Annotated in this window: 16 protein-coding genes; 14 read left to right on the top strand and 2 right to left on the bottom strand. The window is 74.7% G+C overall.

The window, feature by feature from the left end:
- Nucleotides 1–903, top strand: coding sequence for a serine hydrolase (locus DEI93_RS00285; RefSeq protein ID WP_111119581.1), 903 nt, complete (start codon nucleotides 1–3; stop codon nucleotides 901–903).
- Nucleotides 904–1199: 296 nt separating this feature from the next.
- Complete coding sequence (locus DEI93_RS00290) at nucleotides 1200–1493, top strand: hypothetical protein (RefSeq protein WP_111010353.1); 294 nt, start codon at nucleotides 1200–1202, stop codon at nucleotides 1491–1493.
- 12 nt (nucleotides 1494–1505) lie between these two features.
- Here the strand turns inward: DEI93_RS00290 and DEI93_RS00295 are convergent, their stop codons facing one another.
- A complete protein-coding gene (locus tag DEI93_RS00295; RefSeq protein WP_111119580.1) occupies nucleotides 1506–1901 on the bottom strand; it encodes an NUDIX hydrolase in 396 nt (131 codons plus the stop codon).
- 35 nt (nucleotides 1902–1936) lie between these two features.
- On the bottom strand, nucleotides 1937–3220 hold the full coding sequence (locus DEI93_RS00300) for a glutamyl-tRNA reductase (RefSeq protein WP_111119579.1): 1284 nt from the start codon (nucleotides 3218–3220) through the stop codon (nucleotides 1937–1939).
- 104 nt (nucleotides 3221–3324) lie between these two features.
- On the opposite strand from DEI93_RS00300, the gene hemE reads away from it, so the two are divergent.
- The 12 genes from hemE to DEI93_RS00360 all read left to right on the top strand — a co-directional run bounded on the left by hemE (nucleotide 3325) and on the right by DEI93_RS00360 (nucleotide 13936).
- Nucleotides 3325–4473, top strand: coding sequence for a uroporphyrinogen decarboxylase (hemE, locus tag DEI93_RS00305; protein ID WP_258372219.1), 1149 nt, complete (start codon nucleotides 3325–3327; stop codon nucleotides 4471–4473).
- Nucleotides 4470–5819, top strand: a complete 1350-nt coding sequence (locus DEI93_RS00310; protein ID WP_111119578.1) for a protoporphyrinogen/coproporphyrinogen oxidase — start codon at nucleotides 4470–4472, stop codon at nucleotides 5817–5819. Before hemE ends, DEI93_RS00310 begins: the two co-directional genes overlap by 4 nt.
- A 97-nt stretch (nucleotides 5820–5916) precedes the next feature.
- Entirely contained in the window at nucleotides 5917–6177 is a 261-nt protein-coding gene (locus DEI93_RS00315) for a hypothetical protein (protein ID WP_111010349.1), read from the top strand.
- A gap of 52 nt (nucleotides 6178–6229) precedes the next feature.
- The gene (locus tag DEI93_RS00320; RefSeq protein ID WP_111011966.1) at nucleotides 6230–6694 is read left to right on the top strand and encodes a phage holin family protein; all 465 of its coding nucleotides are present in this window, start codon (nucleotides 6230–6232) and stop codon (nucleotides 6692–6694) included.
- Between the two features lie 13 nt (nucleotides 6695–6707).
- On the top strand, nucleotides 6708–6956 hold the full coding sequence (locus tag DEI93_RS00325) for a hypothetical protein (protein ID WP_111010347.1): 249 nt from the start codon (nucleotides 6708–6710) through the stop codon (nucleotides 6954–6956).
- Between the two features lie 153 nt (nucleotides 6957–7109).
- Nucleotides 7110–7844, top strand: coding sequence for a hydrogen peroxide-dependent heme synthase (hemQ, locus tag DEI93_RS00330; protein WP_111026561.1), 735 nt, complete (start codon nucleotides 7110–7112; stop codon nucleotides 7842–7844).
- Nucleotides 7841–9094, top strand: coding sequence for a ferrochelatase (locus tag DEI93_RS00335; protein ID WP_502868533.1), 1254 nt, complete (start codon nucleotides 7841–7843; stop codon nucleotides 9092–9094). Before hemQ ends, DEI93_RS00335 begins: the two co-directional genes overlap by 4 nt.
- Nucleotides 9091–10065 (top strand): hydroxymethylbilane synthase, encoded by a 975-nt coding sequence (hemC, locus tag DEI93_RS00340; RefSeq protein WP_111011969.1) that lies wholly within the window; start codon nucleotides 9091–9093, stop codon nucleotides 10063–10065. Before DEI93_RS00335 ends, hemC begins: the two co-directional genes overlap by 4 nt.
- Nucleotides 10066–10125: 60 nt before the next feature.
- On the top strand, nucleotides 10126–10917 hold the full coding sequence (locus DEI93_RS00345) for a uroporphyrinogen-III synthase (protein WP_111119577.1): 792 nt from the start codon (nucleotides 10126–10128) through the stop codon (nucleotides 10915–10917).
- Nucleotides 10914–12011 (top strand): porphobilinogen synthase, encoded by a 1098-nt coding sequence (gene hemB, locus DEI93_RS00350; protein ID WP_502868534.1) that lies wholly within the window; start codon nucleotides 10914–10916, stop codon nucleotides 12009–12011. The genes DEI93_RS00345 and hemB overlap by 4 nt, the downstream gene beginning before the upstream one ends.
- Nucleotides 12008–13339, top strand: a complete 1332-nt coding sequence (hemL, locus tag DEI93_RS00355; RefSeq protein ID WP_111119576.1) for a glutamate-1-semialdehyde 2,1-aminomutase — start codon at nucleotides 12008–12010, stop codon at nucleotides 13337–13339. The genes hemB and hemL overlap by 4 nt, the downstream gene beginning before the upstream one ends.
- A gap of 102 nt (nucleotides 13340–13441) precedes the next feature.
- Complete coding sequence (locus DEI93_RS00360) at nucleotides 13442–13936, top strand: MarR family winged helix-turn-helix transcriptional regulator (RefSeq protein WP_111119575.1); 495 nt, start codon at nucleotides 13442–13444, stop codon at nucleotides 13934–13936.
- Nucleotides 13937–13954 lie beyond the last annotated feature (18 nt).

Raw genomic sequence — 13954 nt, forward strand, 5'->3', positions numbered from 1 at the left:
GTGGTCGAACGCGACGTGTCGCCACGGCGGCACCAGGCACGGTCGCGTGCTGCCGGGCGGCACCGCGGTGACGTCGAGGCCGCATTCGCCGCGACGGTCGACGCGCTCGGGTCACTCGCGTACGACGGAGCCCGCGTCAGTGCGTCGGTGATCGACACGACGACGGGGCGCGCCCTGCTCGCGGTCGACGAGCGGGTGGTGCTCCCGGTCGCCGGGGTGGGGAGGCTCCTCCTGCTCATCGAGGTCGCGGCCCAGCTCGAGGAGGGCCGGCTCCACGGCGACCGGCTCCAGCGCATGGCCCGGGACACCGCCGGCGGCCCTGGGCTGTGGCAGTTCCTCCAGGAGCCCACGCTGCAGGTCCCCGACCTCGCGACCCTCGTCGGGGCGACCGCCGACGCCTGGGCGACGAACGCGCTGCTCTCCACCGTCGGCATCGAGGCGGTCCGGCTCCGCGCCGAGTCCCTCGGCGTCGACCGCAGCGCCGTGCTCGACCGCGTGCGCGACCGGCGCGGCCCGGACGACGCACCCGACCAGGCCGTCGCCGCCGTGGCGGAGCTCAGCTGGCTCATGCGGGGTCTGGCGCTCGGCGAGGTCGTCGACGAGGCGACGAGCAACCGCGTGCTCGGCTGGGTGTCGCTCGGGATGGACACCACCCTCGTCGCCGGGGCCTTCGGGCTCGATCCGTTGGCGCACCGCGGGCTCGACCACGGCCTCCAGCTCGTCGCGGTGACCGGGACCGGGCCGGGCATCCGCAGCGAGACCGGGGTGCTGCGCGGGCCGTCGTCGTCCGTCAGCTACGCCGTGACCGTCGGCTTTGAGGACGACTCCCTGCAGCGGCGGCTCGCGGTCGTGGAGGCGCTCCGCACGATGGGCGCGGACATCCTCGACCACGTCCACGCCTGACGAGCTCGCCCCGCCCCTTCCGCCTGTTCTCGACGGTGCGGGCGTCGGTCGACAGCGGGGGTGTCGAACGTTCGCGTGTGCAGAGGGTGCGGGTGCATGCACCGACGAAGCAGTCGTCGTTCGACAGCGGCACCGTCGAGACAGGGCGGAGAGGGTGTGGGGCCGCTGGTGCGCCGCGGAGGCCGGGACCAGGCGGGAGGGGGAGACTGGCACCGACCGGACGCGGTGCCGACGACGACGCCGGACGGTGACCACGGCCGCCCGCGCGAGACGGACGGCCAGGAGGGCGGTTCCCGATGGCTGGCAAGCACGAGCAGACCCGGAACGACGACGGCGGACGCGAGGACGGCCCCGCGGTCGTCGCGGGCGAGTACGTCGACTCCGACATCCCGGGCGAGCAGCCACAGGCCGACGCCGAGCCGGTGGGGGAGTACGTGAGCAGCGACGTTCCCGGCGAGCTGCGGGTGGGCGACACCGACCCCGCGGGCGAGTACGACGACTCCGAGATCCCCGGCGAACCCCGGATCCGGACCGAGGAGCCCATCGGGGCCTACGACGACGCGGACGTCCCGGAGGACCGCGGGGCGTGACTCGCGCCGCCCTCAGTCGACCAGGTCGGCCTCGACCATGCGGCGGAGGGTCTCGACCCCGGCGGGCGGACACCGGTGTGCGTCGGCGGAGGTCACCCAGTCGACGGTGTCCACCTCGGCCGACGGCACGGGCTCCTGGCCGACGAGGGCGGACGGCGCGACGAGGAACAGGTCCATGGCGACGCGTGTGCCCGGCGCCTGGCCGTGTGCGTCCTCGGTGACCGTGCCGAACGGCTGGCAGTCGGCGGGCGTGAGGACGAGCGCGGTCTCCTCACGGGCCTCCCGGACGGCCGCGTCGACGGGCGTCTCGCCCGGTTCCACCTTGCCGCCGGGCAGGTACAGGACGTCGCGACCGCGCGACCGCACCATGAGCACACGGCGGTCGCGGACGACGAGCACCGCGCTCACGCGCAGCGTCCGGGAGGCCGTGCCCGGGTCGGTCGTCAGGACGCGTCCGCCGCGTGGTCGCCGAGGTCGCGGGCGCGCTCGCTCAACGGCACGACGGGCGCCGCCGGTGCCTCGGGCTCGATGCCGAAGAGCGCGTCGACCGCGGCGGTGAAGTCCTCGGCACGGCCCTGCCGACCGAGGTCGCGTGCGCGGACGGACGGGCGGTGCAGGAGCACGCCGGCCAGGTGCCGGAGGGCCTGCTCGGTGCGGTCGGACGAATCGCCGCGGTCCCGGGCGCGGGCGATCTCGGCGTCGAGGACGTCGAACACGTGCTTGCGGAGCGCGACGAGCGCGGGGGTGGCGGACTGCTCGAGTGCCGCGGTGTGGAAGCGCGTGACGGCGTCGTCGACGATCGCGCGGGCCTCCGACTCGGCGTTCAGCTCGGACAGCGGGGCGTGCAGGCTGATGGTCTCGAGGTCGAGCAGCTCGACGCCGTCGACCGATGCGGCCGCGGGGTCGACGTTCCGCGGCAGCCCGAGGTCGATCACGAGCCGACGCCCGGGGTGGTCGAGGTCCGAGGCGTGGACGACGGGCACCTCGCTCGAGGTGCAGGTGATGACGACGTCGCTCGCCGCGGCCGTGCCCGCCAGGTCCGCGACGGGCACCAGGTCGTGCTTGGCGGCGAACACCGGAGCGCGCCCGGACGGCGAGTACACCGCGATGTCGGCGACGCCACGGTCGCGGAGGGCGGCGACCGTCGTGGCGGCGTACCGGCCCGTCCCGACGAGGAGCACGTGGGTGTCGGCCCAGTCCGTGACGCGGGACGACGCGAGCTCGAGCGCGAGACGGACGATGGAGCGACCGGCGGCGCCGATGCGCGTGCGCGTCTTGACGCCGCGCGAGGTGTGGGCGGCCTCTTGGAAGAGTCGTTCGAGGTCCGACGTCGTGGTGCCGGCGGCCCGGGCGCCCTCGAGCGCGCGACGCACCTGACCCGAGATCTCGGTCTCGCCGACGACGACGGACTCGAGACCGCTCGAGACGGCGAAGAGGTGGTGGACGACGTCGGCGCCGTCGAGCACGCGGACGGAGGCGCGGACGTCGTCGGCGGCGAGGTCGCTGGCGGCGCTCACCGCGTCGATCGTGGCCGCGACGGCGGAGTCGCGGTCGCCCGCGACGTCGAGGTAGGCCTCGAACCGGTTGCACGTCGCCAGGACCACGGCGCCGTCGAGGACGTCCGATCCGCTCACGAGACCGTCCGCGGCAGCCGGTGCTCCGATGCTCAGTCGCTCCAGGAGGTCGAAGCTGGCGTTGCGATGCGACGCCGTGAGACAGATGAGCACGTACTCGATGGTACCGCGGCACGCCGACGGCCGGGGTCAGCGGGGGTCCCCCGGGCTGAGGACACGGCAAGGTGTGCACGGCGAGCGGGTGGGAGACTGGGCGCGTGATCGACTCCACGACCGTCGCGTTGCCCCCGACGCACCCGCTCGCCGACGGCCGGACCGCGGATGCCCCGCTCGTCCGGGCGCTCCGCGGGGACCGCCCCGAGCGCCTGCCGGTGTGGTTCATGCGGCAGGCCGGGCGGTCGCTGCCCGAGTACCGGGAGCTCCGTGTCGGCACCGCGATGCTCGACGCCTGCCTCGACCCGGCGATGGCGTCCGAGATCACCCTGCAGCCGGTGCGGCGCCACGGCGTCGACGCGGGCATCTTCTTCAGCGACATCGTCGTCCCGATCAAGCTCGCGGGCGTCGACGTCGACATCGTCCCCGGTCGGGGTCCGGTGCTCGGCCGGCCGATCCGCACCGCGGCGGACGTCGCGGCGCTCGAGTCCCTCGACCCGAGTGCCCTCACCCCGATCGCGGAGGCCGTGGCCCGGACCGTCGCGGAGCTCGGCACGACGCCGCTCATCGGGTTCGCCGGTGCCCCCTTCACGCTCGCCGCCTACCTCGTCGAGGGCGGCCCGAGCAAGGACCACATCCGTGCACGGACCCTCATGCACGCCGACCCCGAGACCTGGGACCGCCTGCTCGGATGGGCAGCGGACGTCTCGGGGGTGTTCCTCCGCGCGCAGGTGCTCGCCGGCGCGTCCGCGGCGCAGCTGTTCGACTCCTGGGTCGGGTCGCTGTCCCGCGCCGACTACACGGCGCGGGTCGCGCCGCACTCCGCGCGGGCCCTGGCGCACGTGGCCGACCTCGGTGTGCCGACGATCCACTTCGGTGTCGGCAGTGGCGAGGTGCTCGCCGACATGGCGGCCGTCGGGGCCGATGCGGTCGGCGTCGACTGGCGGATCCCCCTCGACGACGCCGCGCGCCGCGTGGCCGACGCCGACGTGACCCTGCAGGGCAACATCGACCCCGCGATGCTCGCCGCGCCGTGGCCGGTGCTCGAGGCCCACGTGCGGGACGTCGTGGCGCGCGGTGGTGCCGCGCGTGCGCACGTCGTGAACCTCGGGCACGGCGTGCCACCCGAGACGGACCCCACGGTGCTGACGCGCGTCGTCGGCCTCGTGCACGACCTCGGCGACGGCCGCGCGACCGGCGACGGCCGCACGACCGGTGCCGGCCGCAGCGCGCACGAGGGGCCCGGCGCATGACCGCCGTCGTGGTGGTCGGCGGCGGCGTGGGCGGCCTCGTCGCCGCGCGTGACCTCGCCAAGGGCGGCGCCGACGTGGTGCTCGTCGAGGCGTCCGACCGGCTCGGCGGGATCGTCGACCGGCACACGGTGGCGGGCATCGAGCTCGACCTCGGCGCGGAGTCGTTCGCGACCCGCGGGGACACCGTCGGCACGCTGGCGATCGAGCTCGGCCTCGGCAACGAGATCGTGACCCCGGACCCCCGCGGTGCCTGGCTCATGACGCGTGACGGACGGGTGGCACCGCTCCCGCAGGCGGGCCTCCTCGGGATCCCGGGGAGCCCGACGGCGGCGGACGTCATCGCGGTCGTGGGCACGTCGGGGGCCCTGCGTGCGCAGATGGACTCGCTGCTGCCCGGACCGGTGGGCGCGAAGGCCCGGACGCTCGGCGAGCTCGTGCGCCGACGCATGGGGGACCGCGTCCTCGACGACCTCGTCGTGCCGGTCGCGGCGGGGGTGCACTCGACCCACCCGGACGAGCTCGACCTCGACCGCGTCGCGCCGGGCCTCCGCGCCGCCCTCCTGCGCGAGGGGTCGCTCGGCCGGGCGGTCCTGGCGCAGCGGGCCAAGGCGCCGGCGGGGTCGGCGGTCGCGGGGATCCGTGGTGGCATCGCCCGGCTCGTCGACGAGCTCGTGGCGGACCTCGACACGTACGGGGTCGACGTCCGTCTCGGAACCCGCGCCGTCCGGATCGACCGCACGGCGGTGGACGTCGTCCCCGTCGACGACGGGAGCGGCACGGGACGCCCGGGTACGGCCGAGCGGCTGGTGGCGGACCACGTCATCGCGGACGTCGCGGACCCGTCCCGGCTCGTCGGCCAGCGGGACGCGGCGATCGAACTCGTCACCCTCGTGGTGGACCAGCCGGACCTCGACGCGGCGCCCCGCGGCACCGGGATGCTCGTGCACCCGGACGCCGAGCGCGTGCGGGCGAAGGCGATCACGCACGCGACCGTCAAGTGGCCCTGGCTCGCCGAGCGCGCGGGCGGACGGCACGTCCTCCGGCTCAGCTACGCGCTGTCCGCGCGCGACGGGGCGGACGCCATCGGTGTCGGCACGAGCCTGGCGGTGGACCCGGACAGCGCCGTCGCCGAGACCGCCACCGCGGACGCCGCCGCGCTGCTCGGGGTGCCGATCGACGCGGGCGTCGTGATCGGCGCCGCCCGGGTCCGCTGGCGTGCTCCGGACACCGAGCCGGCCGGCCTCGCCGAGGGTGTGCTCGGCGTCGGCGAGGCGAGCGTCGGCCGGGGTCTGGCCGGTGTCGTCGCGACGAGCAGGTCGGTGGCCGCCGGCATCCTCGACGCCTGACCGAACCGGCAGGGCGGCCGGGGGCTACTGTGGGCGGAGTCCCGTCCGTTCGCCGATGCATACCGCTCGGCGCATGCCACAACCGAGAGGTCCCAACATGCGAGGCAGACTGATCTTCCTGACCGGCGTCGGAGTCGGCTACGTGCTCGGCGCCCGCGCCGGACGTGCGCGGTACGAGCAGATCCGCTCGGCGACCACGCGCGTCTGGAACAGCGACGGCGTGCAGAAGCAGGTGCACACCATCGAGGACTTCATCGCCGACCGGACGCCCGACGTCGCGGACTTCATCGGTGAGACCACGAAGAAGGTCGTGCGCAAGGCCGGGCCCAAGGGCTCGGGCGGCTCCTCGGAGTCCTGACCGTCCGAACGGCCGAGGCACCGTGACCCCGGTGCCGGAAGGAGCAAGCACGATGTCCGATACCCGAAGCGGTGAACGCCGCTCGCGGTCGTTGTTCGGCCTGGTCAGCGACGTCCCGCGGCTGGTCCGCGAACTCGTCAGGGGCGAGCTCGCGCTGCTCAAGGCGGAGATGCTCCAGAAGGCGAAGATCTTCGCCTTCGCGGCGGCGTTCCTCATCGTCGCGGTCGTGATCCTGTTCTACGCGATCGGCGTGTTCCTGACGGCGGCGGTCCTCGGTCTCGCCACGGTGATGCCGGGCTGGCTCGCGGCGATCATCGTCGCGGTCGTGCTGCTCATCATCGCCGCGGTCCTCGGACTGCTGGGGTACCGCCGGATCAAGACCGGCCTCCCGCCGCTGCCGGCGCGCACGATCCAGAGCGTGAAGAACGACGTCAACGCCGTCCGCGGCATGGGCCGCAAGCCGAAGCCGCCGGTGCAGCAGAGCAGCCGCCGGCCGGACGTCGACGGCACCTTCTGAGACGGGACGACCAGTGAGCGACACCCACGACAACGGACCCGACTTCGCCGCGCTCGACCGCCGCGTGGCGGCCACCCGCGCGCAGCTGTTCGACACCCTCGACGCGATCGAGGACTGGTTCGACGTGCCGAAGCAGCTCGGCGTGGCGGTGCACCGCACGCGGCAGGGGTTCGAGGACCACCCCGTCCCCTACTTGGCAGCCTTCGCAGGGGGCGTCCTGGTCGTCGGGGGTATCGTCGTCTCGGTGATCCGCCGCCGGTAGGCACCGGCCGGGGTCACCCGCCCCACACGGCCCGCGCCCGGGCAGCGTGCGCGCCACCGCGACAGCAGCGGTGAGCGACACGCGGAGCAGTGCGCTGGGTGTGCGGCAACGGAGCCGAGGCGACCACCATCCGACCGAAGGACAATGGATCCCATGAGTTCCAGCGCGCCCGCGCACAGCACCGAACCCTCCGCCTCGCCGTCCGACTCCGGCATCGACGAGACCCTCCTGACCGCCTACACGCTGTGGGCGGTCTTCCGGCGTCCGGTGGGCGCCGTCGCTCCCTTCGCGGCGGACGCCGTGCCGGAGCTCGACGCCGCGGTCGCGCGGGCGGCCGAGCACGGCGTCACCGTTCGCGGCTTCTACGACGTCTCCGGGTTCCGCGCCGACGCCGACCTCATGGTGTGGCTGCACGGCGACGACGCCCAGGCGATCCAGGCCGCGCTCCGTGACCTCCGCCGCACGGCACTCCTGGTGGAGGCCGCTCCCGTGTGGCACGCGATGGGCATGCACCGCGACGCCGAGTTCAACAAGCGGCACACGCCGGCGTTCCTGCGCGGCAAGGACCCGGAGGCCTGGCTGACGGTCTACCCGTTCGTGCGGTCCTACGAGTGGTACCTCCTGCCCGAGGAGGACCGCCGCCAGATGCTCGCGGACCACGGCCGGCAGGGGGCGAAGTTCCGCCGCGTGCTCACGAACACGGTCGCGAGCTTCGCGCTCGGCGACTACGAGTGGATCCTGCCGCTCGAGTCCCCCGAGCTCGTCGACCTCGTCGACCTCATGCGGGACCTCCGGTACACGGAGGCCCGTCGCCACGTGCGCGAGGAGGTCCCGTTCTTCACGGGCCGCCGCATCGAAACCACCGAACTTCCGGAGGTCCTGTCGTGACCGAGATCACCGACACCCCCAGCGCGACCGGCATCACGAACGGTCGGGCCGTCCTGGCGGCCACGCCGGCCGCCGCGGGCGGCCCGGAGCACGTGAGCGAACCGACCGCGTACGACGCGATCCTCCTCGCCGGGTTCGGTGGACCGGAGGGACAAGAGGACGTCATCCCGTTCCTCCGGAACGTCACGCGCGGGCGCGGGATCCCGGACGAGCGGCTCGAGGAGGTCGCGCACCACTACCGGCACTTCGGCGGTGTGAGCCCGATCAACGCGCAGAACCGCGCGCTCAAGGCAGCGCTCGAGGCCGAGTTGGACCGGCGCGGGATCGACCTGCCGGTGCTCTGGGGCAACCGGAACTGGGCGCCCTACCTCGAGGACGCCGTCCGGGAGGCCGCCGCCGAGGGCGCCACGAACCTCATCGCGATCGCCACGAGCGCCTACAGCTCCTACTCGAGCTGCCGGCAGTACCGCGAGGACTTCGCGCGCGTGCTCGATGCGACGGAGCTCATGGACACCGTGCGGATCGACAAGGTGCGCCAGTTCTTCGACCACCCCGGGTTCGTCCGGCCGTTCGTCGACGGCGTCCGCGACGGCATCGCACGGGCGATCGCCGAGAACGAGGGCCTCGACGTGGGGACGGAACTCCGGGTGCTCTTCTCGACGCACTCGATCCCGTCGAGCGACGCGGCACGCTCCGGCCCCGACTTCCGGGGCTTCGGGGAGCACGGCGCGTACGAGGCGCAGCACGAGGCCGTGGCCGAGGTCGTCCTCGACGCCGCGTGGGCCGAGCTCCTCGCGTCGCCCGAGGGCGCCGCGCTCCAGGGCTCGTCGAAGCCCGCCTGGAAACTCGTCTACCAGTCACGGTCGGGGCCGCCGAGCATGCCGTGGCTCGAGCCGGACATCAACGACTACATGAACGAGGAGCTCGCGGGCGGTCCCACGCGTGCCGTGCTCATCGTCCCGCTCGGCTTCGTCAGCGACCACATGGAGGTCATGTGGGACCTCGACGAGGAGGCAACGGAGACGGCGCAGGAGCTCGGCTTCTGGTCGATCCGGACGCCCACGCCGGGGGTCGACCCCGCGTACGTCGCCGGTCTCGTCGACCTCGTGCTCGAGCGCGTGCAGGGCACCCCCGTCGCCGACCGCCCGCACCTCACCGACATCGGCCCCTGGTACGACGTCTGCCGCCCGGGGTGCTGTGAGAACGTGCGTGCCGGGTTCAAGCCGGCGGTCGCCGGGCTCGCGCCGTGAGCCCCGAGGCCGAGGCGGGACCCACCCCGATCCGCGTCGGGACCCGCGGCAGCGCGCTCGCGCTCGCGCAGTCGCAGGCCGCGGCCGCCGCGCTCGGCAAGGCGGCGGGTCGGCCCGTCGAGCTCGTCACCGTGCACAGCGAGGGCGACCGGACGAGCGAGTCCCTGGCGACCCTCGGTGGCACGGGCGTGTTCGCGTCCGCGCTCCGCGAGGCCCTGGTCGCCGGCGAGGTCGACGTCCTCGTCCACTCGCTCAAGGACCTGCCGACAGCGCCGTACCCCGGCCTGCGGATCGGCGCGGTGCCCCGCCGTGCGGACGCCCGTGACGCCCTCTGCGCCCGCGACGGTCTGACGCTCGAGACCCTCCCCGAGGGCGCGCGGGTCGGCACGGGATCGCCGCGCCGGGCCGCGCAGCTCCGCCGTCGTCGCCCGGACGTCGAGATCGTCGACATCCGCGGGAACGTCGACACGCGCCTCGCCCGGGTCGGGGTCGACCTCGACGCGGTCATGCTGTCCGCCGCCGGCCTGGGGCGCCTCGGTCGTCTCGCCGACGCCACCGAGCTCATCGGCCTCGGCTTCTGGCCGACCGCGCCCGGGCAGGGCGCGCTGGCGATCGAGGTCCGTGGGGACCAGGGCGACCGCGCGCTCGAGCGGGGCCTCCGCGGCATCGAGCACGCGGAGTCCCGGCTCACGGTCACCGCCGAGCGCGAGGTCCTCGCCCGCCTCGAGGCCGGCTGCACCGCGCCGATCGGGGCACACGCGGTCGTCGACGCGGAGCTCCTGCTCGTGAGCGCGACCGTGTACCGGCCCGACGGCACCGAGTACCGCACCGCGTCGCACGGCGCACACCTCGAGCCCGGCCCCGCGCACGAGCGCCTCGACGAGGCCCGCGACGTCGCCCGCAGGGTCGCCGAGGAGCTCCTGGCGAACGGCGCCGCCGATCTCGCCGACTTCCACCTGAGCAGCGAGTAGGCACCGACCACGGCCAGCACGAGCGACACCGGCGCCGGAACTCCCGCGACGAGCACGGGCGTGCGCGCCGGCGGCGGTCCGGCGGCCCCGGACGCCCGGCGTCCCACCGTGCTCGTCCCGCGCGGCGGCACCTGGGGCGAGCGGGTCGCCCGGGAGGCCCGGCACCGGGCCCTGGAACCGCTCGTCGTCCCGCTCATCACCGACACCGACCCCGCCGACCCCGCCGCGTTCGCGGCCGCCGTCGACGCCCTCGCCGCCGGGACGTACGCCTGGATCGTCGTGACGAGTGCGACGGCGGTGCGGCGCGTGGCGGAGCGGTTGTCGGGCCTCCCGGCCGGAACGCGGGTGGCGGCCGTGGGCCACGCGACCGCGGCGGCGTGTACCGACGTCGGGTGGCGGGTCGACCTGGTGCCGGCCGCGGCGTCAGCGGCCGAGCTGGCCGCCGTGGTGCCGGGCACAGCGGGCCGGGTGCTGTTCCCGCGGAGCGCGATCGCGGCCCCGACGCTCGTCGCGGGGCTGCGTGCCCGCGGCCTCGACGTGGACGACGTCGAGGCGTACCGTACCGTGGGGACCGGCACCGGACCGGTCGTGGTGCCCCGCCCACCGGACGCCGTGATCGTCACGAGCGGCAGTGTCGCGGGCGAGGTCGCGGCCCGGCTCGTCCCGCTCGACGACCGGACCCGGCTCGTCTGCATCGGGCCCGGGACCGCCGCCGACGCCCGCGCGCTCGGCCTCCCCGTCCACGGCGTCGCCGCCGCCCGGACCACCGCATCGTTGCTCGACGCCGTCGTCGAGGCGCTCCACCCGGACCCCGCCGTCGGCGCCGGTCCCGACACCCAACCAGGAAGGTGACCGTGTCCGCACCCCACACCCCCGTCGGCCAGTTCCCCCAGGTGCGCCCGCGCCGTCTCCGCGCGACGCCCGCGATGCGTCGACTCGTCGCCGAGACGCGACTGCACCCGGCCGAGTTGGTCCTGCCGATGTTCATCCGCGAGGGCGCCGACGCCGCGGTGCCGATCACGAGCATGCCCGGGGTGGAGCAGCACTCGCTCGACTCGTTCCGGCGCGCGCTCGTCGAGGCGGCCGAGGTCGGCATCGGCGGCGTGAACCTCTTCGGAGTCCCGCAGCACAAGGACGCCACCGGATCCGGCGCCACCGACCCGGACGGCATCCTCAACGTGGCGATCCGTGTGGCGAAGGAGGAAGTGGGCGACGCGCTCGTCGTCCAGTCCGACCTGTGCCTCGACGAGTTCACCGACCACGGTCACTGCGGGGTGCTCGCTGCGGACGGCTCGGTCGACAACGACGCGACGCTCGAGCGCTACCGCGACATGGCGGTGGCCCAGGCCGAGGCCGGCGCCGAGCTCGTGTGCATGAGCGGGATGATGGACGGCCAGATCGCCGCCGCCCGCGACGCGTTGGACGGCGCAGGTCACTCGGGTACGGCCCTCCTGGCGTACGCGGCGAAGTACGCGAGCGCGTTCTACGGGCCGTTCCGCGAGGCCGTCGCGTCGACGCTCGTCGGCGACCGCCGCACCTACCAGATCGACTCCGGCAACGGGCGTGAGGGCCTGCGCGAGGTCGAGCTCGACATCGAGGAGGGCGCGGACGTCGTCATGGTGAAGCCCGCGATGAGCTACCTCGACGTGCTCGCCGCCGCCACGGCGATCTCGCCGGTGCCGGTGTGGGCCTACCAGATCAGCGGCGAGTACGCGATGATCACGGCGGCCGCGCAGAACGGCTGGATCGACCGCGACGCCGCCGCGATGGAGAGCGTCCTCGGCATCAAGCGTGCCGGTGCGGACGCGATCCTGACCTACTTCGCCGTCGACCTGGCGAAGCGGCTGCGCCAGGAGTCCGGTGCGAGCGGCCGGGTCAGCGGCGCCACCCCGGCGGCCGGTGCCGAGACCGTGGAACTCTCGAGCGTGGGGAAGTCGACCCGATGACGACGAACGACGAGCTGTTCGGTCGCGCGAAGCACGCGATCCCCGGCGGCGTGAACTCCCCGGTGCGGGCCTACGGCTCGGTCGGCGGGACGCCCCGCTTCCTCGTGGCCGCGCAGGGGCCGTACGTCACCGACGCCGAGGGGCGCGAGTACGTCGACCTCGTGGCGTCGTGGGGCCCGGCGATCCTCGGGCACGCGCACCCCGGCACGGTCGCCGCTGTGCAGGAGGCCGCTGGCCGCGGGCTCTCGTTCGGTGCCTCCACGCCGGGCGAGACCGAGCTCGCGGAACTCGTCGAGCAGCGCGTCCGGGTCGGCGGCGCCGGTCCTGTCGAGAAGCTCCGGCTCGTCTCGACCGGGACCGAGGCGACGATGACCGCGATCCGCCTGGCCCGTGGCTACACCGGCCGGGACCTGCTCGTGAAGTTCGCGGGGCACTACCACGGCCACTCGGACTCCCTGCTCGCCGAGGCCGGGTCGGGTGTCGCCACGCTCGCACTGCCCGGATCCGCCGGCATCACCGCCGAGACCGCCGCGCAGACCCTCGTGCTGCCGTACAACGACCTCGACGCCGTCCGGGCCGCGTTCGACGAGCACCATGAGCGGATCGCCGCGGTGATCGTCGAGGCCGCCGCCGCGAACATGGGCGTGCTCGCGCCCGAGCCGGGGTTCAACCGGGCGCTCGCGCAGATCGTGCAGGAGCAGGGCGCGCTGCTCATCCTCGACGAGGTCCTCACGGGGTTCCGCGTCGGCCCGGCCGGGTGGTGGGGTCTCGAGGCCGGCGGTGTCGTCCCCGACGGCACCGGATGGCAGCCGGACCTCATCACGTTCGGCAAGGTCGTCGGCGGCGGGATGCCCCTGGCGGCCCTGGGCGGTCGGGCCGAGGTCATGGACTTCCTGGCGCCGCTCGGTCCCGTGTACCAGGCGGGGACCCTGTCCGGGAACCCGCTCGCCGTCGCGGCCGGGCTCGCCACGCTCCGCGCCGCCGACGACGCCGTGTACGCGCACCTCGACCGCACCGCCGACCTGCTGTCCGGCGCGGTCTCCGCGGCGTTGACCGCCGAGGGCGTCGCCCACACCGTGCAGCGTGCCGGGAACCTGTTCTCGTTCGCGTTCACCGCCGAGCCGCCGCGGACCTACGACGACGTCCGTGCGCAGGAGGCCTGGCGGTACCCGCCGTTCTTCCACGCCATGCTCGACGCGGGCGTCACGCTGCCGCCGAGCGTGTTCGAGGCGTGGTTCCTGACGGCCGCGCACGACGACCGCGCCATCGGTCGCGTCCTGGAGGCCCTGCCCGCCGCCGCCAGGGCCGCTGCCGCCGCCTCGGCGTAGGCAGGGCCGGGAGCGGGCCGCTGGTCGGCCGGTCGCCGGTCGCCCGTCGCGGGTCGGCCGGCTCTGTCGCGAACGCCTCCGTTGTGTCAGTCTGGGGATCCCATGGACGCCGCCGCCGAGGACCTGACCGCCGTGCTCCCGCCGTCGGCTGCCGTGCTCGCCTCGCGGGCGATGCTCGGGATCGTCGCCGCCTCGCTCGAGTCCGCGCTCGAGCAGGTGACCGTCCCGCAGCTCCGGACCCTCGTGGTGCTCGTGGCGCGTGGGCCGGTCCGCGCGGGGGTCCTCGCCGAGGAGACCGGTGCGAGTCCGTCGACCCTCACGCGGACGGTCGACCGCCTGGAGCGGGACGGCTGGGTCCGGCGGAACAGCGCGCCGAGTTCCCGCCGCGAGACCCTGGTGGTGCCGACGCGACGGGCGATCGCGCTCGTCGAGGACGTGACGCGCCGGCGGACCGAGGGGATCGAGCGGGTCCTGGCCCGGCTGTCCGACCAGGATCGGGCGGCCGTCGTGCGCGGATTCGACCTGTTCAGCGGAGCCGCCGGCGAGTTCGACCGGCGGCGGCTGCTCGGGCTCGGCATCGGCGACGAGCGCGGCTGACGGATGCCGGAGCACTGA

Source organism: Curtobacterium sp. MCBD17_035 (genome assembly GCF_003234815.2).
Lineage (GTDB): Bacteria > Actinomycetota > Actinomycetes > Actinomycetales > Microbacteriaceae > Curtobacterium.